This window comes from Thalassorhabdomicrobium marinisediminis (assembly GCF_003072065.1).
Classification (GTDB): Bacteria; Pseudomonadota; Alphaproteobacteria; order Rhodobacterales; family Rhodobacteraceae; genus Octadecabacter; species Octadecabacter marinisediminis.
Genome location: NZ_QCYG01000008.1, coordinates 84,134 through 109,417 on the forward strand (window position 1 = coordinate 84,134; position 25,284 = coordinate 109,417).

26 protein-coding genes are annotated in these 25,284 nt (G+C 64.0%); 15 read left to right on the top strand and 11 right to left on the bottom strand.

The window, feature by feature from the left end; all coding sequences use genetic code 11:
• Positions 1-35: 35 nt before the first annotated feature.
• From DC363_RS13155 to coxB, 9 genes are all read right to left on the bottom strand, one after another.
• Complete coding sequence (locus DC363_RS13155) at positions 36-620, bottom strand: GNAT family N-acetyltransferase (RefSeq protein ID WP_108641621.1); 585 nt, start codon at positions 618-620, stop codon at positions 36-38.
• Positions 620-1,885 (bottom strand): M16 family metallopeptidase, encoded by a 1,266-nt coding sequence (locus DC363_RS13160; protein WP_108641622.1) that lies wholly within the window; start codon positions 1,883-1,885, stop codon positions 620-622. Before DC363_RS13160 ends, DC363_RS13155 begins: the two co-directional genes overlap by 1 nt.
• Positions 1,882-3,270, bottom strand: a complete 1,389-nt coding sequence (gene thrC, locus DC363_RS13165; RefSeq protein WP_108641623.1) for a threonine synthase — start codon at positions 3,268-3,270, stop codon at positions 1,882-1,884. Before thrC ends, DC363_RS13160 begins: the two co-directional genes overlap by 4 nt.
• Before the next feature lies 1 nt (position 3,271).
• Positions 3,272-3,946: an SURF1 family protein gene (locus DC363_RS13170; RefSeq protein WP_108641624.1), complete on the bottom strand. Its 675-nt coding sequence runs from the start codon at positions 3,944-3,946 to the stop codon at positions 3,272-3,274.
• 80 nt (positions 3,947-4,026) lie between these two features.
• The gene (locus tag DC363_RS13175; RefSeq protein ID WP_108641625.1) at positions 4,027-4,830 is read right to left on the bottom strand and encodes a cytochrome c oxidase subunit 3; all 804 of its coding nucleotides are present in this window, start codon (positions 4,828-4,830) and stop codon (positions 4,027-4,029) included.
• A gap of 28 nt (positions 4,831-4,858) precedes the next feature.
• Positions 4,859-5,461, bottom strand: a complete 603-nt coding sequence (locus DC363_RS13180; RefSeq protein WP_108641626.1) for a cytochrome c oxidase assembly protein — start codon at positions 5,459-5,461, stop codon at positions 4,859-4,861.
• Positions 5,458-5,733, bottom strand: a complete 276-nt coding sequence (locus DC363_RS13185; RefSeq protein ID WP_338418937.1) for a hypothetical protein — start codon at positions 5,731-5,733, stop codon at positions 5,458-5,460. Before DC363_RS13185 ends, DC363_RS13180 begins: the two co-directional genes overlap by 4 nt.
• Positions 5,718-6,659, bottom strand: a complete 942-nt coding sequence (cyoE, locus tag DC363_RS13190; RefSeq protein WP_108641628.1) for a heme o synthase — start codon at positions 6,657-6,659, stop codon at positions 5,718-5,720. Before cyoE ends, DC363_RS13185 begins: the two co-directional genes overlap by 16 nt.
• Positions 6,660-6,737: 78 nt before the next feature.
• Entirely contained in the window at positions 6,738-7,592 is an 855-nt protein-coding gene (coxB, locus tag DC363_RS13195) for a cytochrome c oxidase subunit II (protein WP_108641750.1), read from the bottom strand.
• Positions 7,593-7,787: 195 nt separating this feature from the next.
• Here coxB and tldD point away from each other — a divergent pair, with 195 nt between their 5' ends.
• From tldD to DC363_RS13240, 9 genes are all read left to right on the top strand, one after another.
• Positions 7,788-9,209, top strand: coding sequence for a metalloprotease TldD (tldD, locus tag DC363_RS13200; RefSeq protein ID WP_108641629.1), 1,422 nt, complete (start codon positions 7,788-7,790; stop codon positions 9,207-9,209).
• The gene (locus DC363_RS17170) at positions 9,206-9,586 is read left to right on the top strand and encodes a GFA family protein (protein WP_108641630.1); all 381 of its coding nucleotides are present in this window, start codon (positions 9,206-9,208) and stop codon (positions 9,584-9,586) included. Before tldD ends, DC363_RS17170 begins: the two co-directional genes overlap by 4 nt.
• A gap of 106 nt (positions 9,587-9,692) precedes the next feature.
• The gene (gene dprA, locus DC363_RS13210) at positions 9,693-10,874 is read left to right on the top strand and encodes a DNA-processing protein DprA (RefSeq protein ID WP_108641631.1); all 1,182 of its coding nucleotides are present in this window, start codon (positions 9,693-9,695) and stop codon (positions 10,872-10,874) included.
• A 125-nt stretch (positions 10,875-10,999) separates the two neighbouring features.
• Positions 11,000-13,684, top strand: a complete 2,685-nt coding sequence (topA, locus tag DC363_RS13215; RefSeq protein WP_108641632.1) for a type I DNA topoisomerase — start codon at positions 11,000-11,002, stop codon at positions 13,682-13,684.
• A 75-nt stretch (positions 13,685-13,759) separates the two neighbouring features.
• Complete coding sequence (locus DC363_RS13220; RefSeq protein WP_108641751.1) at positions 13,760-14,476, top strand: CoA transferase subunit A; 717 nt, start codon at positions 13,760-13,762, stop codon at positions 14,474-14,476.
• Complete coding sequence (locus DC363_RS13225; protein ID WP_108641633.1) at positions 14,473-15,096, top strand: CoA transferase subunit B; 624 nt, start codon at positions 14,473-14,475, stop codon at positions 15,094-15,096. The genes DC363_RS13220 and DC363_RS13225 overlap by 4 nt, the downstream gene beginning before the upstream one ends.
• 212 nt (positions 15,097-15,308) lie before the next feature.
• Positions 15,309-16,313, top strand: a complete 1,005-nt coding sequence (locus DC363_RS13230; protein WP_108641634.1) for a lysylphosphatidylglycerol synthase transmembrane domain-containing protein — start codon at positions 15,309-15,311, stop codon at positions 16,311-16,313.
• Entirely contained in the window at positions 16,310-17,599 is a 1,290-nt protein-coding gene (locus DC363_RS13235) for an FAD-binding protein (RefSeq protein WP_108641635.1), read from the top strand. The genes DC363_RS13230 and DC363_RS13235 overlap by 4 nt, the downstream gene beginning before the upstream one ends.
• 3 nt (positions 17,600-17,602) lie before the next feature.
• A complete protein-coding gene (locus tag DC363_RS13240; RefSeq protein ID WP_108641636.1) occupies positions 17,603-18,340 on the top strand; it encodes an SDR family NAD(P)-dependent oxidoreductase in 738 nt (245 codons plus the stop codon).
• Here the strand turns inward: DC363_RS13240 and DC363_RS13245 are convergent.
• Both DC363_RS13245 and DC363_RS13250 read right to left on the bottom strand, forming a co-directional pair.
• On the bottom strand, positions 18,337-19,764 hold the full coding sequence (locus DC363_RS13245; protein ID WP_108641637.1) for a UbiA family prenyltransferase: 1,428 nt from the start codon (positions 19,762-19,764) through the stop codon (positions 18,337-18,339). The genes DC363_RS13240 and DC363_RS13245 overlap by 4 nt on opposite strands.
• A 1-nt stretch (position 19,765) precedes the next feature.
• Positions 19,766-20,641 carry a lytic transglycosylase domain-containing protein gene (locus DC363_RS13250; RefSeq protein WP_108641638.1) on the bottom strand — a complete coding sequence of 292 codons (876 nt, stop codon included), beginning with the start codon at positions 20,639-20,641 and terminating at the stop codon, positions 19,766-19,768.
• 346 nt (positions 20,642-20,987) lie between these two features.
• Here DC363_RS13250 and DC363_RS13255 point away from each other — a divergent pair, with 346 nt between their 5' ends.
• The 6 genes from DC363_RS13255 (at position 20,988) to DC363_RS13280 (ending at position 25,164) form a co-directional block, all read left to right on the top strand.
• Entirely contained in the window at positions 20,988-21,176 is a 189-nt protein-coding gene (locus DC363_RS13255) for a Flp family type IVb pilin (RefSeq protein ID WP_108641639.1), read from the top strand.
• A 49-nt stretch (positions 21,177-21,225) separates the two neighbouring features.
• Complete coding sequence (locus DC363_RS13260) at positions 21,226-21,414, top strand: Flp family type IVb pilin (protein ID WP_108641640.1); 189 nt, start codon at positions 21,226-21,228, stop codon at positions 21,412-21,414.
• 183 nt (positions 21,415-21,597) lie between these two features.
• Positions 21,598-21,783 carry a hypothetical protein gene (locus DC363_RS13265; RefSeq protein ID WP_108641641.1) on the top strand — a complete coding sequence of 62 codons (186 nt, stop codon included), beginning with the start codon at positions 21,598-21,600 and terminating at the stop codon, positions 21,781-21,783.
• Between the two features lie 124 nt (positions 21,784-21,907).
• Positions 21,908-22,765 carry a Flp pilus assembly protein CpaB gene (cpaB, locus tag DC363_RS13270; RefSeq protein WP_108641752.1) on the top strand — a complete coding sequence of 286 codons (858 nt, stop codon included), beginning with the start codon at positions 21,908-21,910 and terminating at the stop codon, positions 22,763-22,765.
• 277 nt (positions 22,766-23,042) lie between these two features.
• Positions 23,043-24,470, top strand: coding sequence for a type II and III secretion system protein family protein (locus tag DC363_RS13275; protein ID WP_108641642.1), 1,428 nt, complete (start codon positions 23,043-23,045; stop codon positions 24,468-24,470).
• Positions 24,471-24,486: 16 nt separating this feature from the next.
• Positions 24,487-25,164, top strand: coding sequence for an OmpA family protein (locus tag DC363_RS13280; protein ID WP_108641753.1), 678 nt, complete (start codon positions 24,487-24,489; stop codon positions 25,162-25,164).
• Positions 25,165-25,284: the final 120 nt, after the last annotated feature.

The window sequence follows — 25,284 nt, forward strand, 5'->3', positions numbered from 1 at the left end:
GCCGGGGGCAGCGCCCCCCGCACACGCCGATCCCTCTAGCCCACATCGGTCTTGCCCCGACGATCATGGCGCAGGTTAGCGTAAAGCACGTGGTTGCGCCACCGCCCGTTGATCTGCAGATAGGATTGCGCGACGCCTTCGTATTTGAACCCGCAGGATTCCAGCAACCCGCGCGACGGCGCGTTCTCGGGCAGGCAGCCGGCTTCGATCCGGCTGATGTCGAGCGATGAGAAAGCGTAATGCACCACGGCCTGAATCGCCTCACGCATGTAGCCTTCGCGGGCGAATTGCGCGCCGATCCAATAGCCCGCGGTTCCCGCCTGCGCCGGCCCGCGCCGGATGTGATCCAGCGTGATCGCACCCAACAGCACCTCGTCGCTGCGCCGGATCAGGAACAGCGGCACCGCCGTGCCTTGCGCGATGGACCGTTGCGCCCAATAGACCCGGTTGGTGAAACTCTTGCGGGTCAGATGGTCCGGCGCCCAAGTCGGTTCCCACGGGGTGAGGAAATCGGCGCTTTCCAAACGCAGCGCCGTCCATTGTCGAAAATCCGCATGCACCGGCGGCCTCAGGGTGAGGCGTTCGGTTTCCAGCCGGACCTTGCGACGGGGCCGAAACATCAGGCCGCCAGCCGCGCCTTCAGGGCGTCCAGATCGGGGGCCGCGTCAATCGGGCCGTAAAGCGCCATGGCCGCCGCCGCGTCCGTGGCGATACGGGCGCCGAAGTCGCGCACGTCTCCGGTGGTGACCGCGTCGATCCGCGCGATGGTGCCTTCGATGCTGGGCACTTCGCCCCAGATCGCCACCATCCGCGCCAGCCGCTCGGCGCGGTTGCTCGGGCTTTCCAGCCCCATCAACATCCCCGCCTTCATCTGCGCCCGCGCGCGGGCCACTTCCTCGGCGCTCATGTCATCGGCGGCACGCTTCAATTCGTCCACGGTCAGCGTGGCCAATTCGCCCAGCTGGTCGCCCGAGGTGCCCGCATAGACCGTCAGCATGCCCGTATCCGCATAGGCCCCCGCTTGGGCGAAAATGGTGTAGCACAGGCCCCGGTTCTCGCGCAGCTCCTGAAACAGGCGCGACGACATGCCCCCGCCCATGGCAATCGCATGGATCTGCGCGGCGTAGATGCCCGGATCGCGGTAATCCGGCCCCTCGAACGCCAGCGCGAAATGCGCCTGTTCCAGCGGTTTGACGACCCGCCGCTCTCCGCCTGCGAAGGTCGCAGGTTCGGCCGTGGGGGCGGATTTGCGCCGCGTCATGCCGCCAAAGAGCTTTTCAGCCTGCGCCAGAAGTTTGTCCGGGTCCACAGCGCCCGCAGCCGACAGGATCATCTGCTCGGGGCCGTATTGTTCCTTGATGAAGGTCGCCAGATCCGCGCGCGAGAAGCTGCTCACACGGTCGGTGGGGCCCAAAATTGTGCGGCCCAGAGCCTGCTGGGGAAAGGCTTCTTCTTGCAACCAGTCGAAGATGATGTCGTCAGGCGTGTCGAGCGCCTGGCCAATCTCTTGCAGGATCACCCCCCGCTCGACCTCGATCTCGCTTTGCTCCAGCGCGGGGTTGAGCAGGATATCCGCGATCACATCCAGCGCCAGCGGCACGTCGTTTTCCAGCACCCGCGCGTAATAGGCCGTCATCTCGCGGCTGGTATAGGCGTTGATGTAGCCGCCCACGTCTTCTATGGCTTCGGCAATCTGCAAGGCCGAGCGCCGCTCGGTCCCCTTGAAGGCCATATGCTCCAGAAAATGCGCGATGCCGTTCTGTTCGGGCCGCTCGTCCCGCCCGCCCGCGGTGACCCAGATCCCGATCGAGGCGGACTTCAGGCCGGGCATCTGTTCGGTGACGATGCGGAACCCGTTGGACAGCGTGTGGAATTGAACGGTCATGTCTGGATACGCTCCGTGATCAGGGCCTGCAGGGCGGCAAGGTCGTTGGGCACGCGCGTCACCCGTTCTTCACGGTCGAACAGGTCGGCCATGTGCGGCGGCAGCGGCGGATGCTGGCCGGTGGCCTGTTCGACGGCGGCGGGAAATTTCGCCGGATGGGCGGTCGCCAGCGTGATCATCGGCACGGCACCGAGATGGTCTTCGGCAACCTTTACCCCCACCGCGCTGTGGGGGCACAGCAACTCGCCCGAGCGCTTCACCTCGGCCGCGATGGTGGCAGAGGTCTCGTCTTCCGAGGCGCGGCCCGAGGCAAAGGTATCGCGCAGCATCTCGATGGCCCCTTGGGAAATCGTGAAGCCGCCCTTGTCTTTGAGGTCCTGCATCTGCTCGGCCACCACGGCCCCGTCCTGCCCATAGGCGTAGAAGAGCGCGCGTTCGAAGTTCGACGACACCTGAATGTCCATCGACGGGCTGATCGACGGGGTCACCCCCTCTTTCACCTGCGCGCCGGTCTGTAGCGTGCGGTGCAGGATGTCGTTCTGGTTGGTGGCGATTACCAGTTGCTCGATTGGCAGGCCCATCCGCTTGGCGATGTAGCCTGCGAAGATGTCGCCGAAGTTGCCCGTGGGCACGGTGAAGCTGACCTTGCGGTGCGGCGCGCCAAGCGACACGGCGGAGGAGAAGTAATAAACCACCTGCGCCAGCACACGCCCCCAGTTGATCGAATTCACGCCGGCAAGGTTCACCGCATCGCGGAAGTCGAAGTCGTTGAACATGTCCTTCAGCGCGGCCTGACAATCGTCGAAGTCGCCATCCATCGCCAGCGCGTGGACGTTTCCTTCGGTCGGGGTGGTCATCTGGCGGCGCTGCACCTCGGACACGCGGCCGTGCGGAAACAGGATGAACACGTCGACGTTGCTCAGGCCGCGGAACGCTTCGATCGCGGCCGATCCGGTGTCGCCCGAGGTCGCGCCGACGATGGTGATGCGCTTGCCCGAACGGGTGAGCGAGGCTTGAAACATCTGGCCGATAAGCTGCATGGCGAAGTCCTTGAACGCCAGCGTCGGGCCGTGGAACAGCTCAAGCAGGAAGTGGTTCGCGTCCAACTGCTTGAGCGGCGCGCGGGCGGCGTGATCGAACCCGCTGTAGGCTGCCGCGATCAACTCGCGGAATTCCGCGTCGGTGAAGGTGTCGCCGATGAAGGGGCGCATGACGGTGAAGGCGATATCCTCATAGGACTGGCCCGCCATCGCGGCGATGGTGTCGGCGTCAAGGCCGGGGATCTCCTGCGGGACATACAGCCCGCCGTCCCGCGCCAAGCCGGTCATCATCGCATCTTCGAAGCTGAGCACGGGCGCTTCGCCCCGGGTCGAGATATACTGCATTCTAGGCGTCCTTCCAGCGCGTCCCCCGCGCCACATAGAAAATCGTCATTGCGGACCAGACCACGGCCAGCAGGAACCAGGTGATCGCATATTCAAGGTGGTCGTTCTTGATGCTGCGCGTGTCGACGGGCAAGGGCGTCACGCGGTCGTCGTATTGCGATGCCGCCGAAAGCACAACCAGAACCGGCTCGGCCTCAAGCGCGCGGGCCATGGCGGGCACGTCGCGGGCATACCATTCCATGCCTTCGGGCGGCTGGTCCGACATGTCATCGGGCCAAAGCAGATTGCCCTGCACGGTGACTGTTTCGGTCAGCGGATCGGCGGCACGGGCCGCGGCGTCGTTGATTTCAAGCAACCCCTGATCGAGCATCACGCGGCGGCCATCGCTGGTCTCGAACGCGGAGATGACATGGTGCCCGGTTCCGGCGGTGGTGCCGGAATCGAGAAACCAGATTTCGTCCCCCGTGGCGGCGCCTTCCATGATGACGGTCAGGTAATTGTCCGTTTCCGGTTCCGGAACCTCGGGCAACGGCACCGGGGGCTGCGCCAGCCGGGCTTCGATGTCGGCGATCACACCCTCTTTCCAATCGAGTCGGTCTACCTGCCAGAAGCCGAGCCAGAGCAGTACCGCAAGGCCGCCCAGTCCGATCACCAAGGGAAAGAGAAGGTTTCGCATGAAAGTCCCTAAAACTGGAAAACGCGCGAGGCTGTCACCCCGCGCGTCTTGTCGTGTCACCTGTGCGAGGTCAAGGCGTCTTACTGACCCCAGACGTAGATCGCCGCGAAAAGGAACAGCCAGACCACGTCAACAAAGTGCCAGTACCAGGCCGCCGCTTCGAGGCCGACGTGCTTTTCGGGGGTGAAGTGCCCTGCCCGCGCCCGCATGTAGCAGACGAACAGGAAGATCGTCCCGATGGCCACATGGAAGCCGTGGAAGCCGGTCGCCATGAAGAAGTTCGCGCCGTAGATGTTGCCGGCAAGGCCAAAGGCCGCGTGGCTGTATTCATAGGCCTGGAAGATCGTGAACAGGATACCCAGCAGCACCGCCAGCAAAAGGCCGTTTTTCAGGTCTTTGCGGTTGTTCTCATGCACCAGCGCGTGGTGCGCCCATGTGGCTGCGGCCCCCGAACACAACAGGATCAGAGTGTTGATCAGCGGCAAGTGCCAGGGATCGAAGGTCTCGATCCCCTCGGGCGGCCAGACACCGTCAACGGCAGGCGACAGCGGGCCCATGGGATACATGGCATGCTTGAAGAACGACCAGAACCACGCGGCGAAGAACATCACTTCGGACATGATGAACATGATGTAGCCATAGCGCAGGCCGATCCGCACGACGGGCGTATGATCGCCCTGCTGGCTTTCGGCCACCACGTCGGCCCACCATCCGTACATGCAGTAGAACACACCGGCCAGACCCATCAGGAACAGATAGGGGCTGTCGCTGGAATCCATCCAGAGCACCGCGCCGAACAGCATGGTGAACACGGCGATGCCGGTCAGCAAGGGCCAGATCGACGGGTTCAGGATGTGGTAGTCGTGGTTCTTTTCGTGCGCCATGGGTGTGTTCCCTCGTGGGTTTTTGGTCTTAGTTCAATTCGGTCGGCGGGTTCAGGTCAAGACTGGCATTCTGCACCGCCTCGGGCATGTTGTTCCGGTGGAACGTATACCCCAAAGTGATCGTATGGATATAGCGTCCTTCGTAGTCATCGACGATGTCGGGGTCGATGTAAAACGTGACCGGCATGTTCATCGTCTCGCCCGGTTGCAGGACCTGCTGTTCAAAGCAGAAACAGTCGATCTTGTCGAAGAACCCGCCCGCCGCATAAGGGGCGACGTTGTAGGACGCGGCCCCGGCGATGGGCTCGTCCGTGGGGTTCGTCGCCTCATAGAAGGCCAGCACCGTTTCACCGATGCGCACCTCCATCTCACGCTGGAGGGGTTTGAACTCCCACGGCATGTCGCGGGCAACAGCGGATTCGAAGCGCACCTTGATCGTCTGGTCCAGAATCCGGTCCGAGCCACTGGTGGCGACGTTGGTCACACCGCTGAAGCCGGTCACGCGGCAGAACCAGTCGTAGAACGGGACCGAGGCCCAGGCCAGCCCGCCCATGAGCACAACGATGCTGACCGCCTGGGTCGCGGTGCGGCTCGGTCCCTCGGGGATGTAGTTGAACGGGTTCAGTTTCATGGCTCGCCCTCCTCAGCAGCACGTTGCGCGGCCTGTTCCGCGGCACGCTTCTCGGCGGCTTCCAGCGCGCCGGGTTCAAGCTGGGGGCGGGCGACATGGTCGAACCGTTCCATCTGGGTGATGTCCGACAGGCCCAGCACCTTGACCACTGTCAGCCCGAAGACGATGCCAATCAGCGCCAGCAACAAAAGGCCCACGCCCCAGTTGCGGCCCCGGCGGCGGTTGTGCAGTTCATGTTCGACCTTGAGTGCCATTTCTACCATCCAGCCCATTGCGTCAGGCCATATGTGCGCAGCAAAGCCTCAACCAGCAATGCGCCAAAATGTCCGAACAGGTAGTAGATGGAAACGACGAAGGTGCGCCGCTCGACCGCGTGTTTGTCCGCCTCGCTGTCGGCATCTGTGCGCGTCCAGATTGCGTAGCAGCCGCGCAGGAACCAGACGTTGAGCACCACAGCCACAAGCAGGTAGAACGGCCCGCCGATCGAGGTGAAACCCAACCCGAAAGCGACGGCCACAAGCGGCAGGCAATAGGCCAGAATGTGCTTGCGGGTCACGTCGCGCCCGTGGGTTTCGGTCAGCATCGGCACGCCCGCGTCCCCGTAGTCGGATTTCACGAACAGGGCGAGCGCCCAGAAATGCGGCGGCGTCCACATGAAGATCAGCGCGAACATCAACACGCTTTCCAGCGAGACAGAGCCCGTGGCCACGGCCCAGCCGATCATCGGGGGGAAGGCGCCAGCGGCGCCGCCGATCACGATGTTCTGCGGCGTCGAGCGCTTCAGCCACATGGAATAGATCACGGCATAGAAGAAGATGGTGAAGGCCAGAAGCCCGGCGGCCAGCGCGTTGGTCGCCAGAAACAGCAGCACCACGGCAAAGACCGACAGGGTCACGCCGATGCCCAGCGCCTCACCGGGTTGCACCGCGCCTGACGGGATCGGGCGGTTCACCGTGCGCTTCATGATGGCGTCGATATCCGCGTCCCACCACATGTTCAGCGCGCCCGAGGCCCCTGCCCCCACCGCGATGCACAGCACCGCGACAAAGGCGATGAACGGATTCACCGAGACCGGCGCGACCAGCAGCCCCACAAGGGCTGTGAACACCACCAGTTGCATCACGCGCGGCTTCATCAAGGCGAAATAATCGCCCATCTGCGCCTCTCGAGTGTGCTGTTGATTGGTCACGTCAGTCATTACGGTCCTGTAACTTGAAACGCCGGGCAAACCCTGCCCGACGCGAAACATTCATACGGCGAAGGCCCGCAGACAGCCTTAGGCCGGGAATTCTTCCTTGGCGGTCGCCAGCCACTCTTCATAGACGGCGGGATCGACGACCTTCACGGTGATCGGCATATAGGCGTGGTCCTTGCCGCACAGCTCGGAACACTGGCCGAAATAGATGCCTTCCTTCTCGGCGTTGAACCAAAGCTGCGCGAAGCGGCCGGGCACGGCGTCCTGCTTCACACCGAAGGCGGGGATCGTCCACGAATGGATCACATCCGCACCGGTGACGGTCATCACCACAGTGGCGCCCACGGGCACGACGACGGCGGTGTCGGTGGCAAGGCGGAACTCATCCTCGGAGTAGCCGGCCTCTTCCAGTTGGGCCACGATGTCGTCGTTCAGGTTCCCTTCGTTGTAGCCGATCATGTAGCTTTCGAAGAAGATATCCTCATCCGTGTATTCATAGGACCAGAACCACTGGTAGCCGGTGACGGTGATGTTGATGTCGCCCTCGGGGATTTCCTGCTGCTTGAACAGCACCGGAAGCGAGAAGGCCCCGATGAACACAAGGATCACGATCGGCACGATGGTCCATGCCACCTCAAGCGGGGAGTTGTGGGTGAAGGTGGCGGCGGTGGGGTTGCGGCGCGCGTTGTAGCGCAGGATGACCCAGGCCAGCAGGCCCACCACAAGCAGGGTGATGATGGTGATGATCACCAGCAGCATGCCATCGAGCCAATGCAAATCGCGGGCAAGCTCGGTCGCGGCGGTCTGGAACCCGGTGGCGCCGGGCGTTGGCGCGCCGACGATCTCAAGATCCTCGATCGCGGTCTGGGCAGAAGCAGCACCTGCCCCGATCCCGATCCCAGCGGCAATGCCCATGCGTTTTACAAATGTCATCATCTGCATCTCGATCCTTGTGATTGAGGCGCGGAACCCAGCGCCGCCTTGATTCTCAAAGGACCCCGGACGGAATCCCGTTGTATTCACGCAAGCTATTCCCATATCCTGTGCATCAACTCAAGCGATTGCCCCCGCAGATTATGTGTCAAAGGGTCGCTTTTTGCCGCAAATCAACAAAACAGTCAGGATTTCCAGATGTCGCAGGACCCCTTTCGCCCGTTCGAGACAAGCCTAGACCACGATCAGGCGCTGGCTTTGGTGCAAGAGGCGACGGCGGGCGCCGACGATGGTGAGCTCTTTCTTGAGCGCCGCCGGTCCGAGGTTCTGTCCTATGACGACGGGCGCGTGCGCACGGCGAGCTATGACGCCTCCGAAGGGTTCGGGCTGCGGGCGGTGCGTGGCGAGGTTGCGGGCTATGCCCATTCGACCACCATCGACGAACACGCCCTGCGACGCGCGGTGGCGACGGCGCGGCTGGCCGTGGGCGACGGCGGCGGCACGCTGGCCGAGGGCCCGGCGCGCACCAACACCGTGCTTTATACCGACGCCGACCCCATGGCCGAGGCGACCTTCCCCGCGAAGATCGACCTGTTGAAAGAGATCGACGCCTTCTGTCGCGATCTCGACCCGCGCGTGGTGCAGGTGAGCGCGACGCTCGCCGCATCGCATCAGGAGGTGGTGATCCTGCGGCCTGACGGCATGCTCGTGACCGACACGCGCCCCATGTCGCGGCTGAATATCTCGGTGATCGTGGAACAGGACGGTCGCCGGGAAAGCGGCGGCATGGGCGGCGGCGGGCGCAGCGGTCTGATCGGCCTCACGGCGCCGGATCATTGGCAGCCGGTGGCGCGCGAAGCCCTGCGCATCGCGTTGGTGAACCTTGAGGCGGAACCGGCACCCGCGGGCGTGATGGACGTGCTGCTTGGCCCCGGCTGGCCCGGCATCCTGCTGCACGAAGCGGTGGGCCACGGGCTGGAAGGCGACTTCAACCGCAAGGGCAGCAGCGCCTTCGCCGGCTTGATGGGCCAGCAGGTCGCGGCCAAGGGGGTCACCGTGCTCGACGATGGCACGATCCCCGACCGGCGCGGCTCGATCACCGTGGACGATGAAGGCACCCCCAGCGCCCGCAATGTGCTGATCGAGGACGGCAAGCTTGTGGGCTACATGCAGGACCGGCAGAACGCGCGGCTCATGGGGGTCAAACCCACCGGCAACGGCCGCCGCGAAAGTTTCGCGCATATCCCCATGCCCCGCATGACCAACACCTATATGCTGGGCGGTGACGCGGACCCGCAGGACATGCTCGCCGGGCTGAAGGACGGCATCTATGCCGTCGGATTCGGTGGCGGGCAGGTGGATATCACCAACGGCAAGTTTGTCTTCTCGTGCACCGAGGCCTACCGCGTGAAGGACGGCAAAATCGGCGCGCCCGTAAAAGGGGCAACCCTGATCGGCGACGGGGCCACAGCGTTGCAGCAGATCCGCGGCATCGGCAGCGACATGGCGCTCGACCCCGGGATCGGCAACTGCGGCAAGGCGGGTCAATGGGTGCCCGTGGGCGTGGGGCAGCCGTCCTTGCTGATCGGCGGCCTGACCGTCGGTGGTGCGGCGGCGTGATCACCCTGACGGGCGCATGCCTGTGCGGGGCGGTCACGTTTACCCATGCGGCGCCCGAGAAGCTGGTGCGCTGCAACTGCGCGGCCTGCCGCCGCTATGGCGCGCTCTGGGCGCATGGGCCGCTCGACGCCATCCGCATTCGCGCGGACGGCCCCCTCATCCGATACACCCGCGCGGATCTGGACGGGCCCGAGGACGGCGGTCTGGTGTTTGTGAGCTGCGCCACCTGCGGCGTGACCACCCATTGGGAACCGGCCACCCCGCAGGGCGATGCTCCCTATATGGCGGTGAACGGCGCCTTGGGGGAGCCGGACGTGCAGGCCGCCTTGCCACTGCGCCACTTCGATGGTGCGGAAAGCTGGACCTTCACCGACTAGTGCGTGCGGTCAGAAATTTGCGGTGTCCGGTCAAATGTCGCGGATTTAATAACCTTCCGTTAACCTCAACATCCTAAACCTGAGTCTGCAACAGGCGGAGGTTCGGATGACCGAGAACGACAGTTCTTCCACTCACCCCCCACTCCCACCCACCACGGAAGATGATCGGATCTTGCGCCTTCGCCTGTTGCGCTCTCGCCGGGTGGGCCCGGCGACCTATCGCCGCTTGATGCGCGAACATGGAACAGCGGAGGCGGCCCTTGCCGCCCTGCCTGAAGTGGCCCGCGCGGCCGGAGTTACAGATTACCAGCCCTGCCCCGAAGGCGTCGCCCGTGCCGAGCTCAGGGCCGGCCATGCCGCTGGCGCGCGGCTTGTGTTCGAGGGCGATGCGGATTTCCCCAAGCTGCTGAGCGAGATTGACGACGCACCCGTCATGCTGTGGATGGTGGGCCGGGCGGACCTTCTCGCGCGGCCCCTCGTGGCGCTGGTGGGCGCGCGCAATGCCTCCTCCTTGGGGGTGCGGATGGCACGCAAGCTGGCCGCCGATCTGGGGGCCGCCGGGTTCACCGTGGTTTCGGGCCTTGCGCGTGGGATCGACACCGCCGCCCATAGCGCAGCGCTGGACACCGGCACCGTGGCCGTCGTCGCGGGCGGCGTCGATGGCGTCTATCCGCCGCAGAATGCTGCCCTGTCCAGACAGATTGGCGAACAGGGTCTGCGGCTCTCGGACCAGCCGATGGGGCAATACCCCAAGGCGCGGCACTTCGCGGCCCGCAACCGCATTATCTCGGGCATGGCACAGGCCACGGTCGTGGTCGAAGCTGCGGCGAAATCCGGCAGTCTGATCACCGCGCGCACCGCGCTCGATCAGGGGCGTGAGGTGCTCGCGGTGCCGGGCCACCCCTTCGACGCGCGTGCATCGGGCTGCAACATGCTGATCCGCGACGGGGCCATACTGGTGCGCGGCGCGCAGGATGTGATCGACCATCTGGGCAACCCCGGAGCGGCCACCGAACCGGCACCCGAACTGCCGCTTGACTGTCCCGAGCCACGCACGCCCGCCGTCTCGACCCCCGCGCCCTCGCCGCCCGGGAACCGCACCTTGCGCGAAACCGCCCTGTTGCACGATGACATTCTGGCGCGGCTCGGCCCCGCGCCCATGGCCGAGGATCACCTGATCCGCAGCCTCGGGGTGCCCCCCACGGCGGTTGCGCCGCTTCTTGTGGATCTTGAGCTTGACGGCAAGGTGGTGCGGCAGGCCGGCGGCCTGTTGGCGCGGGTGGTCTGAAACCGCCCCCTGCACCGGTGTTCCGCGCTGCCGGACAGGGCCCGGATTATATGCTGCATTGACAATCCCCCAAGGCCCCCCACATCTAGCGCCACGTTTCGTGTCCGTATTCTGAAAGGATTCCCATGCCCGTTGTTGTCGTCGAATCCCCGGCCAAGGCCAAGACAATCAACAAGTATCTGGGACCGGACTATACGGTTCTGGCCTCCTACGGGCACGTCCGTGACCTGCCGCCCAAGGACGGATCGGTCGACCCCGACCAGAATTTCGAGATGCAGTGGGAGGTCGCGTCGGACAGCAAGAAGCACATCAAGGCGATCGCCGATGCGCTGGCCGAGGACAACGAACTGATCCTCGCAACCGACCCCGACCGCGAGGGGGAGGCGATTTCGTGGCACCTGCAAGAGGCGCTGCGCAAACGCAAATCGATCAAGAAGGACACCCCGGTCAGCCGCGTGGTCTTCAACGCGATCACCAAGGACGCCGTGACCGAGGCCATGCGCAATCCCCGGCAGGTCGACCAGCCGCTGGTGGACGCCTATCTTGCCCGGCGCGCGCTGGACTATCTCGTCGGGTTCAAACTCTCCCCCGTCCTGTGGCGTCGCCTGCCCGGCGCGAAATCCGCCGGCCGCGTGCAATCGGTCACCCTGCGGCTGATCGTTGAGCGCGAGATGGAGATCGAGGCGTTCAATCCCCGCGAATACTGGACCGTTAAGGCGCAACTGACCACGCCACGTGGCCAGACAGTCGAAACGCGGCTCACCGTCCTTGCGGGCAAACGGCTTGAGAAGTTCGACCTCGAGAACGCAACACAGGCGGAAATGGCCCAGCAGGCAGTGCTGTCGCGGGATCTCAGCGTGCAGCGGGTCGAGGCGAAGCCCGCCAACCGCAACCCCTCAGCCCCGTTCATGACCTCGACCCTGCAACAGGAAGCCAGCCGCAAATTCGGCTTCGGCGCGCGGATGACGATGAACGCCGCCCAGCGTCTCTATGAAGCGGGCTTGATCACTTACATGCGGACCGACGGGATCGACATGGCCCCCGAAGCGGTCACCGCCGCGCGCGACGCCATTGCCGCAAAATTCGGCAAACAATACGTCCCCGAGACACCGCGCATCTATAAAAACAAGGCCAAGAACGCGCAGGAAGCCCACGAATGTATCCGCCCGACGGATCTGATGAAGGACGCGTCGGACGCGAAGATCGCCGATCCGGATCAGCGCAAGCTTTATGACCTGATCTACAAACGCACCATCGCCAGCCAGATGGCCGGCGCCCGGATGGAACGCACCACGGTCGATGTGGGCAGCGATGACGGACAGGTCGTGCTGCGCGCCACCGGTCAGGTCGTGCTATTCGACGGGTTCTTGCGCGTTTATGAAGAAGGCCGCGACGACGTCGATACCGCCGAGGACGACGACAAGCGCCTGCCGCAGATGGCCGAGGGTGACGCCATGACCAAGGAGGTCGTCACGCCCGAGCAGCACTTCACGCAGCCGCCCCCCCGCTACACCGAAGCGACGCTGGTCAAACGGATGGAAGAGCTCGGCATCGGGCGGCCCTCGACCTATGCCTCCATCGTGACGACGATTCAGGATCGCGGCTATGTCCGCAAAGAGAAGAACCGCCTTATCCCCGAGGATAAGGGCCGTCTGGTGACCGCCTTCCTGACCAATTACTTCCGCAAATACGTAGGCTACGACTATACGGCGAGCCTTGAGGAAGAGCTCGATTTCGTCTCTGCCGGGGATGCCGATTACAAGAAGGTGCTGGAAAATTTCTGGCGCGACTTCAAGGTGACCATTGATGAGGCGATGGACAATTCCATCACCGAGGTGCTGGAAAAGATCAACGACGTCCTTGCCCCGCACATCTTCCCCCCGAACGAGGATGGCACCGACCCTCGGCTGTGCCCGAACTGCGGCACCGGACGGCTGTCCATGCGCACGGCCCGCGCCGGGGGGGCCTTCATCGGCTGCTCGAACTATCCCGATTGCAAATACACACGCGCCTTTGGCCCGCCCGGACAGGACGACGCCGCCGGTATTCCGCCCGAAGGCAAGCTTCTGGGCGAGGATGACGGCGACAAGATCTGGGTCCACAAGGGTCGCTTCGGGCCTTACGCCCAGCGCGGCGAAGTGACCGAGGACAACAAGAAGCCCAAGCGCCAGTCGATCCCAAAGGAATGGCCCCCCGAAGAGGTGGACCTCGAGACCGCCGTCAAGCTGCTGTCCCTGCCCCGCCTGATCGGCCCGCACCCTGAAGATGGGGTGAACGTCTGGTCCAACATCGGCCGCTACGGCCCCTATCTTAAACATGCCGAAAGCACCTCGGACCGGGGCGGCACCAATGCCAATCTGGAGACGCTTGAAGATGTGTTCACCGTGGGCATGAACCGCGCCGTGCAGCTTCTGGCGGAAAAGGTCGCCAGCCGGGGCGGACGCGGCGCCGCGGCCAAGACGCTGAAATCCTTGGGCGATCACCCGGACGAAGGCGGCGCCGTCGAGATCAAGGAAGGCAAATACGGGCCCTACGTCAAATGGGACAAGATCAACGCCACCTTGCCGAAGGACAGCGAAGTTGAGTCCGTAACGCTGGAACAGGCGCTTGAGCTGATCGCCGAGAAACAGGCCAAGAAGGGCACCCGCCGCAAGGCCGCCCCGAAGAAAACGGCCGCGAAAAAGACGGCGACCAAGAAAAAGCCTGCAGCCAAGAAGGCCACCGCCACACAAAAGAAGCCCGCGGCAAAAAAGTCGACCGCCAAAACCGCGTCGGGGGATGCCTCGGCAGAGGGCGATGTTCTGAAATAGCGCCGCAGTGCAGCATCTTCATTGACACCCCCGTGTTCGCCCCTATCAATGGGGCAACGCATCAATGGGGGTTTCATGAATAAGATCTATCCAGACGCCGCAGCCGCGCTTGACGGGTTGCTTCACGACGGGATGTTCATCGCCGCAGGCGGCTTTGGCCTGTGCGGCATTCCCGAACTGTTGCTGGCGGCCATCAAGGACGCCGGCACCAAGGACCTGACGTTCGCGTCGAACAACGCAGGCGTGGACGATTTCGGCATCGGCATCCTGTTGCAGACGCGGCAGGTCAAGAAGATGATCAGCTCTTATGTCGGGGAAAACGCCGAATTCATGCGGCAATACCTCTCGGGCGAGCTTGAGCTTGAGTTCAACCCCCAAGGCACCTTGGCGGAACGGATGCGCGCGGGCGGCTGCGGCATTCCGGGCTTCTACACCAAGACCGGCGTCGGCACGGTGATCGCCGAAGGCAAGGAACACAAGGACTTCCCCACCGGCGAGAACGGCGCGATGGAGACCTATATCATGGAGAACGGCATCTTCGCCGACCTCGCCATCGTGAAGGCCTGGAAGGCGGACGAGACCGGAAATCTGGTGTTCCGCAAGACCGCCCGCAACTTCAACCCGCCCGCTGCCATGTGCGGCAAGACCTGCGTGGTCGAGGTTGAAGAGATCGTGCCCACCGGATCGCTCGACCCCGACCAGATCCACCTGCCCGGCATCTACGTCCACCGGATCATTCAGGGCGAGCACGAAAAACGCATCGAACAGCGCACGGTGAGGGAGAAGGCATAATGTGGGATCGCAATCAAATGGCCGAACGGGCGGCGCAGGAACTGGAAGACGGCTGGTATGTGAACCTCGGCATCGGCATTCCGACGCTGGTGGCGAACTACGTGGGCGACAAGGACATCACCCTGCAATCGGAAAACGGCATGCTGGGCATGGGCCCCTTCCCCTACGAGGGTGAGGAAGATCCCGACCTGATCAACGCGGGCAAACAGACCATCACCGAACTCAAACGCACCGCCTATTTCGACAGCGCCCAAAGCTTCGGCATGATCCGCGGCGGCAAGATCGCAGCGGCGATCCTTGGCGCGATGGAGGTGGACGAAAAAGGCGATCTGGCGAACTGGATGATCCCGGGCAAGCTGGTCAAGGGGATGGGCGGCGCCATGGACCTCGTGGCCGGTGTCGGCAAGGTCATCGTGGTGATGGACCACACCAACAAGCACGGCGACAGCAAGCTGCTCAAGGAATGCACCCTGCCGCTGACCGGCAAGGGCGTGGTGGACCGGATCATCACCAATCTGGGCGTTCTGGACGTGGTCGACGGCGGCCTCGAGATCGTCGAACTGGCCGATGGCGTCAGCGAGGACGAGCTGCGCGCCGCAACCGAAGCCACAATCGTCTAATCCTGCGGGCGCGTCCGCTTCGCCCCGAAACGGACGCGCCACCCCTTTCATCTTTGCTTAAGAAATATCCCCGCCGGAGGCTCCGCCGCGCGCCAGAAGCGCTGCCCGCAGCCTCCCTGCGCGCCCCCGCCACACCCGGCTTTTTCGTTTCCCAAACGGCCACAAAGTCATAGTCTCGCCCAATTTTGTCGCTAATCGCGAAAACCATGAGCATGAGCGACGCAAATTTCAGCCGCACGGCCCTGCGCACGGTGACCGCAACGGTGTATCGCTGGCGCCGCAGCCTTTTGCTGGCCGCGCTGCTGGTGGCGCTCGGCTGGGGTCTGGTCACGCTCGTCCGCACGACCGGCTGGCACGAGATCGCGCGCCAGCTCGTGCAGCTCGGACCGGGCCAGATCGTCGTGCTTCTACTGCTCAGCCTGGCGAACTACCTCTCACGCGGCCTGCGCTGGCATCTTTTCGTGCGCCACGCCGGGGTGCCCGCAACCCTTGCTCAAAGCCTCCGGCATTTCATCGGCGGCTTTGCCCTGTCCGTCACACCCGGCCGCGTGGGCGAACTTGTGCGGATGCGCTGGCTGCAACGCGAAACCGGCTTCGGCCTTGCGCAGACCGCACCCCTCGCGGTGGTGGATCGCGCATCGGACCTTGTGGCCATGGCGCTGATCTTGCTGGGCAGTCTGGCCCTCTCAACCGGGGGCATCGCGTTTGCGATGCCGGTGGCGGGCCTTGCCGTGGCGGCGGCCGTCCTCGTGACCCGGCCCACCCTGCTTTGCGCGGGGGTGACCGCATCCTATCGCGTGTCCGGATGCCTGCCACGGGCCTTTGCCCGGTTGCGGCAAACCGCCCGCGGCTTGGGGGCGTTCAACGCGCCCTCTTTGATCTTTTTCACCGTCCTTCTGGGCGCCTGTGGCTGGGCGGCCGAGGGGTATGCCTTCCATCTGCTGCTGATCTGGCTGGGCACGGACATCGGCGCGGCGAAGGCGCTGGCGATTTTCACCTTTTCGATGCTTGCCGGCGGCTTGACCGGCGCGCCGGGCGGTCTGGGCGGGGCCGAAGCGGCGATGATTGCGCTTCTGACCGTCGAAGGCGTCCCGCTTGAGGTTTCGGTCCCCGCGACGGCCGTGATCCGCGCCACGACCCTGTGGTTCGCCATCGGACTGGGTGCGCTGGTCTTTCCGGTCGCGGAACGGATCGCCGCGAAAGGCGCGCAGTCATGAGCGACGACTTGATCACCTATGCCGGTTGGGGCCGGGCATTGCGCGCCACGGGAGAGCTGCGCCGCGCCCACGACCCCGCCAGCCTCAAAGCCCATGCGCCGGCCATCGGCAACCGACGCTCTTACGGGGATGCGGCGCTGAACTCCGGCGGGGCGGCGGTGGAGATGACGGCGCTTGACCGGGTGCTTGCGTTTGATCGGGACGCGGGCCTTTTGACCGTCGAGGCCGGACTGTCGCTGGGTGAAATCATCGAGATCACCGCCCCCCACGGCTGGCTTCCGGCGGTTGTGCCGGGGACCGGGTTCGCCACCGTGGGGGGCGCCATTGCCATGGACGTGCACGGCAAGAACCACCACCATGCGGGCAGCTTTTGCCAACATGTCACCGCATTGACCCTGATGCAGGGGGCCGGGCCGCGCAGGCTCACCCCCGCCGATGGGGCGCTCTGGCGGACGACCTGTGGCGGGCTGGGCCAGACCGGGATCATCACACAGGCCACCTTGAGCCTTATGCCCGTGCGCGGCGCGATGATGCTTGTCACCGAACAGCGGGCCCGCGACTGGGACGAGCATATCGCCCTGCTGGACGGCTCGGACGCGTCATTCACCGTCGGCTGGATCGACGCCACGGCAACTGGCGCGACGCTGGGGCGGGGGATCGTCGAAGAAGGGGAAATTTGTCGCGGCATCGCACCCCGGTTGAAAGCTGCCAAGACAGTGCCCTTCGATGCGCCCCACTGGGCCTTGGGCAAGCACGTGGTGAAAGCCTTCAACGCGGCCTATTATCACCGCGTCCCCAAGGGGGGCCGCTCGCAGGTGCGGGCCTTGCAGGATTTTTTCTTCCCGCTCGACCGGGTGCTGGCGTGGAACCGGCTTTACGGCAAACGCGGTTTTCACCAGTTTCAATGCGTGGTGCCCCTTGGGGCGCGGGACGCGCTGCGCGATATGCTGGGCACCATCACGGCATCGGGCCTCGCCTCGCCGCTGGCGGTGCTCAAACGGATGGGACCGGGGCGCGCGGGCTGCCTGTCCTTCCCGATGGAGGGCTATACGCTGGCCGTGGATTTTCCGAACCGCGCCGCTGCACGCAGCCTGATTGCCCGCCTTGAAGCGGCGACGACCGCTGCCGGCGGGCGGATCTATCTGGCGAAAGACGCGCTGTCGTCGGGCGCCGCGATCAAATCGATGTATCCCGAATTTCCCGACTGGGCCAAAGCGGCGCGCGCTGCGGACCCGGAGGGCGCTTTACAGACGGACCTTGTCCGCCGCCTTGAATTGAGGACCTGAACGATGACTGACACATGGATCATACTGGGCGCAAGCTCGACCATCGCAAAGGCGTTCACCCGGTCGGTGGCGCAACAGGGCGCGGCGGTGATCCTCGCCGGGCGCCGCATGGACGACCTTGAGGCGAACGCAGCCGACGCCACGGCCCGGGGCGCGGCACAGGCCACGCCGGTGGCCTTCGATGCCCGCCGGCCTGAGACCTTTGACGGCGTGCTGCACGCCGCCCTCGCCAGCGGCGGCCGCCTGAACTGTGCGGTTTTTGTAGGCTCGATGCCCCCGCAGGCCGCAATCGACGCGGACCCCGCGCTGATCGATGGCACCATCGCGGACAGTTTCACCGGCCCTGCGCGGCTGCTTCAGATGCTCGCCCCGCATTTGGCCGAACAAGGCAGCGGCGCAGTGGTCGGCGTCGGGTCGGTGGCGGGCGACCGCGGACGGCTGGGCAACTACGTCTATGGCGCGGCCAAGGCCGGTTTCGCCACCTATCTGAGCGGATTGCGCAACCAGCTGGGGCGCAGCGGCGTGCATGTCTTGACCGTGAAGCCCGGCCCCGTGGACACCGCCATGATCCAGGGCCTGGGCAAACAGCCCTTCATGACAACCGCCGAGGCGGTGGTCGCGGATATTCACACCGCCCTGCGCAAGAAGCGCAACACGCTCTACACAAAGCGCATCTGGTGGCCGGTGATGACAGTGATCAAGCTGATCCCGGAACCGATCTTCAAGAAGATGTCGATCTAGGTGCCGAACAGCCGCGTGAACCAGGCCCCCCAAAGACCTGCGGCGTAGAACATCAGCGACAGGGCGATCATCAGATACCCCAGACCGCGAATGTCGGTCATGGTGAAGACGATTGGATCGTAATCCATCCGCCCCATGTAGCCCAACCGGATCATCCGGTAGAGCCAGCCGGCGATGGGCAGAAGCGCCATCCACAGCAACCATTGGTCGGGGTAGAGCGCGCGCCCCTGTGCTGAGCTCGAATACAGCAGGAAGATCACCAGCGCGCCAATTGCTCCGACAAGCGACAGCTTGAGCAGTGCACCCATATCCTTGCGCGTGTAGTCCCGCCCGGGCAAGGGGCCGTCATCTCGGGCCAGCGCCAGTTCGGTCATCCGTTTCACGCTGCCCAGCGCGATGAAAATCGGAAAGATGAAGATGAGCATATAGAGCGAGGCATAGACCCCGCTGGCCGCCGCCCCCGCCACCACCCGCAACGTGTAGAGCGCGGCAAGGATCGCGATGTCGACCCAACGCAGCCGCTTCAGACGCAGGGAATACGCCAGCGACAGCGCCATGTAGAAGGCGACGACCGCGACCATTTTTAGCGACAAATGCGCCGCCACGCCCAGCGCGATGGCCCCCAATCCCGCGCAGACCCCCATACCGACGGGGATCGGCACGGTTCCGGCGGCAAAGGGGCGCTTGCATTTCTTGACGTGCTGGCGGTCGGCCTCGATGTCGAGCAAATCGTTGACGATATAGATGCACGAGGCGGCGGCAGAGAAACTTACGACCCCCAGACAGACCGCAAGAAAGGTCTCGAGATAGAAGGCATGGGCGGCGATCATCGGCAGGAACAAAAGCACGTTCTTGACCCATTGGTGGGGCCGCAACGCCTTGAGGACCGCGCGTGGGGACCAGCCACTCTCGATCCGCGTTACCCGCGTGAGCCCTTGGGCTGCGCCGCCCGCGCGCCCCACGACGATGGCATGGTCGGCCACGTCCCAGACCGCGCGGTCGCAGCGGTTGTCACCGGCGTAGTCGAACCCGCCCGCGCCATAGGCCGCAACCAAAGCGCGGGCCTTGGCTTCCCCTTTCAGGTTTTCGTCCGTGTCCGTGGCGAAGACCGGGTGCAAGCCATGGTGCGCGGCCAGTGGTTCGGCCAGAGTGCGGTCCGACGCGCTGGCCAACGCGACCTCACGCCCCTCTTCCTGCGCGGTACGCGCGAGCGCCAGAACCTCCTCATGGACCGGCAGCAGGTCCACCCGCAAAGGCGCGATCCGCGCGATCTCGGCCTTGAAGGCAGCGCGATCGCCAATCATCGCGAAGGCCCGAAGGGTGGCCAGCGGATCGGTGCCCAGCCCCTTCCAGATGCCTTCCCACAGCATATCGGTGCGCAGCAAGGTGCCGTCGGCATCCAGTATAAGCGGTTTATCGGTCATATCAGTTGCTGCTTGTGGCAAAGACGCAACCATCCGTGACAAGTTCAGGCGGGGTCATGCACAGGCCGCGGGCCACCTCCCACGCGGACAGGACCTTGGGCACATAGGCCAGCGTTTCCGCGTAAGGGGGAACCCCGTTGTTGTTGCGCACGGCCCCCTCGCCCGCGTTGTATCCGGCCAAGGCGAAAATCACGCCGTTGTCGAATTCGCCCAGCAGCCAGTCCAGATAGGCCGTGCCCCCCTTGATGTTCTGCGCCGGATCGAAGGCATTGGTGACGCCGAAGCGCGCCGCCGTGGGGGGCATGAGCTGCATCAGCCCCTGCGCACCGGCAGAGCTTACCGCGTCGGGCCGTCCGGCGCTTTCAACCGAGATGACCGCCAGCACGAGCGCGGGCGAGACGTTGGTGCCGATGGTCGCCGCAAGGATGTCGCGCCCGTAGCGATGCGCCAGCTCGGACATGCCTTGCAAGCGGGGCGCCGGCATGGCCTGCCCGTCAGGCGCGGAGCCAAGGGCGGCGACGGCGGTTTCAAGGCTGAAGCTGGTAACCTCATCCAATGAGGGTGAGATCGCATCCCAATACCAGTCCACGCCGCCGGACCGCGGTGCCAGTCCGGCAATCGCCGGTGAGGCCGCAGCCTGGGGAATGGGCGGTGCGGCACCCGCCGCAGACGGTGCGCTGGGGCCACCGGGGGCGGCAGGGGCAATCTGCACGGTGATCCGGTTCCGCGCCCCGGACTGCGGCACGCCCACCCGGCGGAACGTAAAGTCGTTCTGCAAGGTCGGGCTTTCCGCCACGGCAGCCGTTGCCGCGGACAGGAGCCCCATGACGGCGCCGGTCTGCGCGATCCGCTGAATTGTCCCTTTGCTACGCCGCATTGGTGCGGTCTCCGCCTGCCTCTTATTGGTGATGTCTTAACAGATATCGGGGCAAGCGTTCCACAGAATCGTGAACAATCGCTGAAAATCGGGGGGACTGGCCCCCTGCTACACCACCAAATCAGACTATCCCTAATAAAGTGTTAAGTTTTTAATCGTTGATTTTCATATACTTATAAGATCCCTCACACCAATTCTGCACGGGTTGCAAAATTGCACGATTGGCGTCCCATTCCTGCCCCAATCAAAGAGCAAAACATAGCCATCCAAACGGCGGACACCCGATAAGGGCCAAGCCAGAGACGGATCTGAAACCAGAGCAAACCACCCTGAGGAGGGAATTTACATGCTTAACTACATCAAGAACTTCCGCAACGACGAAGACGGCGCCGTTACTGTTGACTGGGTTGTGCTGACCGCAGCCATCGTGGGCCTGGGCATCGCTGTTCTGACGTCCATCAATGGCAGCGTTAAGACCACGACGCAGGCAACCTCCGGAGTGATCGCGACAGCACACACCGCAATTAAATGGTAATAAGTCTACGCTTGTAACCATTTAATCACTTATAGAAAGGGCGCCCATCATGCTTGAGATGTTGAAGACCTTCCGCGCCGACGAGAGCGGTGCCGTAACGGTTGATTGGGTTGTCCTGACGGCGCTGGTTGTCGGACTTGGCATCGCCGTCCTGGCGGTCATTGGTGAAGGTACGATTGCCCTCAGCGAAAAGATCAGCTCTCAACTCTCGGCGCAGACCATCGCGACCTACAACTGACGTTGGTCAAGGCAAACCAAACAGGGGCCGCATTCCAGGATGCGGCCCTTGCTACATTTCCGGGGCCGAAACGCCCCTCGCGGCAAATGATCTCATCAAAGTCACCGACCGGACGCATTGCCGACGAATTTCCGATCTACCCAGACGTTCTTTGCGATACGCTGCCAGACTGGAGTTTCCCCGATGCACGATTTCTTCAAATCCTTTCGCGCCTGTGACGACGGCGCTGTCACCGTTGACTGGGTCGTCCTGACGGCTGCGCTTGTGGGGCTGCCTATCCTTGTCGCCACTGTGATCGGACAGTCGGCAGCTGACAAGTCAACGGAGGTGGGCGCGCAGATAGCAACTGTCACCGCGGTCGAATTCTAGGTGCAGCGCCCGGACCACCATACCAGTTTCACGAAGGCGGCATATTGGGGCCGCATTCTCGATGTATCCGTTTCCGGGTAATTGACTGAGCCAGCAGCAACTGGGAACTCCGAAAGGACACATGATGCGAGCAGTATTCGGACTAGTACTTCTAATCGGCATGGGCTTGGCCGGCTTTGCCATCTACATGGTGCAGGGCTACTTCCAGCAGCAGAACGCCGATCTTTATCAACAGCGTCTGGCCTTGGCCCAGGCGGTCCCCACGGTGGACGTTTTTGCGGTGAATCGCACCATCGAGCACGGCGAACCGATCACGCCGGACGATGTGATCGTGATCAAATATGCCGAACCGTTCCTGCCCGAAGGGGTCTATATGACCCAGGAAGAGCTCTTCCCCCACGGACTGGACCAGCCCCGCGTCGTCACCCGCCAAATGGAAGAGAACGAGCCGATCATGGCCGTGAAGGTCACCGAGCCGGGTCAGACGGCCGGGATCACCGCGCTGATCTCGCGCGGGATGCGCGCCTTCGCCATTGAGGTGGACGTCGCTTCAGGCGTGTCGGGCTTCCTGTCACCCGGCGACCGTGTTGACGTTTACTGGACCGGCCGGGTGAGCGGTTACGACGGCGCGATGAACGGAGGCGTCACCAAACTGATCCAGTCCAACGTCGAACTGGTGGCCATCGACCAGACCGCCGAGACCGACAGCACTGGCGCCCGCATCGCCCGCACCGTGACCGTGCAGGTCACCCCAGACGAGGTTGCGGCGCTGGCACAGGCACAGGCCACCGGCAGCCTGTCCCTTGCGCTGGTCGGGCGCGGGGATGACATGATCGCAGGCACCATCGAGGTCGATCAGGCCCGTCTGTTGGGCATCGTCCCGCGAGAGCCCGTGGTCGAGGAACCCAGAGAGCAGGTCTGCACCATCAAGACGCGCCGCGGCGCCGAAGTGGTCGACATCCCGATCCCCTGCACCAACTGATCGGGTCGCCGGGCCGCGCGGATGATCCAGCTCGCACGCAGATGCCACCGGCTCGCCCCCTCAAAAGCACCAGCCAAATCGCCGGCCCGCCCGCCCCGTTTCGGGGCGGGCGTGGCGCCTGTCACACGCTTCGCGCTCCTATGGGCTGTTGCCGGCAGTCCACATAAACTACGCAGTGCAATCCATTGATTCTTGCAATAAATGCCGAAGTGCCGCAGGTTGACGCCAATAATGGGCGAAAAGTCCGATTTAAGCGTGGCATCAGAGGCAGTCACATATGACATATGATAAATTACTTAAGGCGGCTTTCGCAGGCCTCGCTTTGGCGTTTGCGACCGTTCCTGCGCAGGTTTCGGCTGAAACCCTGCAGGTTATGCGGGGCGCGCCGTCGCGGGCCCTGAATGTTCCGATGAACCGGGCGGTGGTGGTCGAAAGCGACGTTCCCTTTACCGAACTTTCCATCGCCAACCCGTCCATTGCAGACATTTCTTCCCTGTCCGAGCGCACGATCTATGTGTTGGGCAAGGTGCCCGGGCGCACGACGTTGACGCTTTTGGGCGGTGACGGGCGGTTGATCACCAACGTCGAGGTGCACGTGACCCCCGACATCGCCGAGTTCAAGGAACGGCTGGGCCAGATCCTTCCCGGTGAGAACATCGAAGTGCGCACGGCCAACGACGGGATCGTGCTTTCCGGCACCGTGTCGTCCATCGCACGGCTGGACCGCGCGCTTGAGCTGGCCAACCGCTACGCACCGGACCGCGTGTCCAACCTGATGAGCGTTGGCGGCACCCAGCAAGTGATGTTGCGGGTCCGTTTTGCCGAAATGCAGCGGTCGGTGTCCAAGTCGCTCAGCTCGTCGCTGGCGCTTGGTGGCAACACGCTGGGCGGGGATCTTGGCCTGGCCCTTGGCACCGGATCGAGCGTCGGCAACGGATCGCGGCTGGCCGCCCTTGGCGGATCGACCCCCAACGCAAATGACAACGCGGGCGCTTTCCTGTTCGGCTTCAACGCAGGCGGGGTCGAGGTTGGCATCCTTCTGGAAGCGCTGGAAAATCGCGGTGTCGTCCGCACGTTGGCCGAGCCCAACCTGACCGCGCTTTCGGGCCAGGAAGCCAGCTTTCTTGCAGGTGGTGAATACCCGGTGCCGGTCGCACAGGACGCCGACACGATTTCGGTGGAATACAAGCCTTTCGGGATCGAACTGGACTTCATCCCCCGGGTGATCGATGGCGACATTATCAACCTTGAGCTCGCCGCCTCGGTCTCCTCGCTCGACCCGTCGAACGGGTTCAGCCAGAACGGTTTTAACATCGACGCTTTCAAGACGCGCAGCACCTCGACTACGGTTGAGATGCGCGACGGGGAAAGCTTCGCCATCGCAGGGCTTCTGTCCGACGACTTCGTCGATCTCGCCGGTCAGGTGCCATGGGCCGGTGACATTCCGGTGTTGGGCGCGCTGTTCCGGTCCGCCGAATACAGCCGGAAACAGACCGAATTGGTGATCATCGTCACCCCGCATCTGGTGACACCGACCCGGGGTGAGGCTTTGGCCCTGCCCACCGACCGCGTGCGCCCGCCGACCGAACGGGACCTGTTCCTGTTTGGCCGCGTTGCCGCCGAGAATGCACCCCAGCAGGGTGGTGCCGGAGAAGTCGCACGACAGGACTTCAGCGGCTCCTATGGCTACGTATTGGACGATTGAGATGGGAATCGCGGCAATGAAAACGACAGCAGCACTCACCATGACGGCGGTATTGGCCCTTTCGGCCTGTACCCAAGCAGACAGTCCCGCCGCGCGAAACTTCAACACGCGAGAGGCCGGCGCGGAAATCGACAGCGGCTATTTCGGCAACGCGACCATGAACAACACCCAAGTCCAAAGCGGTCAGGGCCACAACATGCGCGTCAATCTCAACCAGCGGTTCGCCAATGAGGTGAACACGATGGTGACCTTCCCGTTCAACTCGACCGCGCTGGATGCCAACGCGCGGGCGATCCTGCAACAGCAGGCGAACTGGATCCGGCAATTCCCGGAAATCCGCTTCAAGGTCTATGGGCACACCGACCTTGTGGGTTCAACGGCCTACAACCGCCGTCTGGGCCTGCGCCGGGCCGAAGCCGTGGTGCTTTATCTGACCTCGCAGGGGATCAGCCGCGACCGTCTGGAAGCGGTCGTGTCCTTTGGCGAAACCCAGCCGCTGGTCGTCACGCAGGGGCGTGAGCGACGCAACCGGCGCACGGTGACCGAAGTGTCCGGCTTCGTCGATGGCTCGCCCATGCTTCTGAACGGCCGCTACGCCGAGGTGATCTTCCGCGAATATGTGGCCAGCGCCACGCCCGCCAGCGCGGTTGGCGGCGGTGGCGGCGGTGGCGCTGCACCAGCCGCGGGCGGCTGACACCGGAGCACGTAAACACCACCAAATGGGGCCCCAAGCGGGCCCCTTTTTGCATGTGCCCCGCGATCGCCCATGGAAACAAAGGCAACGTCAGGGCCATGATCGTCGTCAGATACCGCA

Coding starts and splice junctions, on each gene's coding strand:
- DC363_RS13155 (WP_108641621.1), bottom strand. CDS start 620: ATGTTTCGGCCCCGTCGCAAGGTCCGGCTGGAAACCGAACGCCTCACC.
- DC363_RS13160 (WP_108641622.1), bottom strand. CDS start 1,885: ATGACCGTTCAATTCCACACGCTGTCCAACGGGTTCCGCATCGTCACC.
- thrC (WP_108641623.1), bottom strand. CDS start 3,270: ATGCAGTATATCTCGACCCGGGGCGAAGCGCCCGTGCTCAGCTTCGAA.
- DC363_RS13170 (WP_108641624.1), bottom strand. CDS start 3,946: ATGCGAAACCTTCTCTTTCCCTTGGTGATCGGACTGGGCGGCCTTGCG.
- DC363_RS13175 (WP_108641625.1), bottom strand. CDS start 4,830: ATGGCGCACGAAAAGAACCACGACTACCACATCCTGAACCCGTCGATC.
- DC363_RS13180 (WP_108641626.1), bottom strand. CDS start 5,461: ATGAAACTGAACCCGTTCAACTACATCCCCGAGGGACCGAGCCGCACC.
- DC363_RS13185 (WP_338418937.1), bottom strand. CDS start 5,733: ATGGGCTGGATGGTAGAAATGGCACTCAAGGTCGAACATGAACTGCAC.
- cyoE (WP_108641628.1), bottom strand. CDS start 6,659: ATGACTGACGTGACCAATCAACAGCACACTCGAGAGGCGCAGATGGGC.
- coxB (WP_108641750.1), bottom strand. CDS start 7,592: ATGATGACATTTGTAAAACGCATGGGCATTGCCGCTGGGATCGGGATC.
- tldD (WP_108641629.1), top strand. CDS start 7,788: ATGTCGCAGGACCCCTTTCGCCCGTTCGAGACAAGCCTAGACCACGAT.
- dprA (WP_108641631.1), top strand. CDS start 9,693: ATGACCGAGAACGACAGTTCTTCCACTCACCCCCCACTCCCACCCACC.
- topA (WP_108641632.1), top strand. CDS start 11,000: ATGCCCGTTGTTGTCGTCGAATCCCCGGCCAAGGCCAAGACAATCAAC.
- DC363_RS13220 (WP_108641751.1), top strand. CDS start 13,760: ATGAATAAGATCTATCCAGACGCCGCAGCCGCGCTTGACGGGTTGCTT.
- DC363_RS13230 (WP_108641634.1), top strand. CDS start 15,309: ATGAGCGACGCAAATTTCAGCCGCACGGCCCTGCGCACGGTGACCGCA.
- DC363_RS13235 (WP_108641635.1), top strand. CDS start 16,310: ATGAGCGACGACTTGATCACCTATGCCGGTTGGGGCCGGGCATTGCGC.
- DC363_RS13240 (WP_108641636.1), top strand. CDS start 17,603: ATGACTGACACATGGATCATACTGGGCGCAAGCTCGACCATCGCAAAG.
- DC363_RS13245 (WP_108641637.1), bottom strand. CDS start 19,764: ATGACCGATAAACCGCTTATACTGGATGCCGACGGCACCTTGCTGCGC.
- DC363_RS13250 (WP_108641638.1), bottom strand. CDS start 20,641: ATGCGGCGTAGCAAAGGGACAATTCAGCGGATCGCGCAGACCGGCGCC.
- DC363_RS13255 (WP_108641639.1), top strand. CDS start 20,988: ATGCTTAACTACATCAAGAACTTCCGCAACGACGAAGACGGCGCCGTT.
- DC363_RS13260 (WP_108641640.1), top strand. CDS start 21,226: ATGCTTGAGATGTTGAAGACCTTCCGCGCCGACGAGAGCGGTGCCGTA.
- DC363_RS13265 (WP_108641641.1), top strand. CDS start 21,598: ATGCACGATTTCTTCAAATCCTTTCGCGCCTGTGACGACGGCGCTGTC.
- cpaB (WP_108641752.1), top strand. CDS start 21,908: ATGCGAGCAGTATTCGGACTAGTACTTCTAATCGGCATGGGCTTGGCC.
- DC363_RS13275 (WP_108641642.1), top strand. CDS start 23,043: ATGACATATGATAAATTACTTAAGGCGGCTTTCGCAGGCCTCGCTTTG.
- DC363_RS13280 (WP_108641753.1), top strand. CDS start 24,487: ATGAAAACGACAGCAGCACTCACCATGACGGCGGTATTGGCCCTTTCG.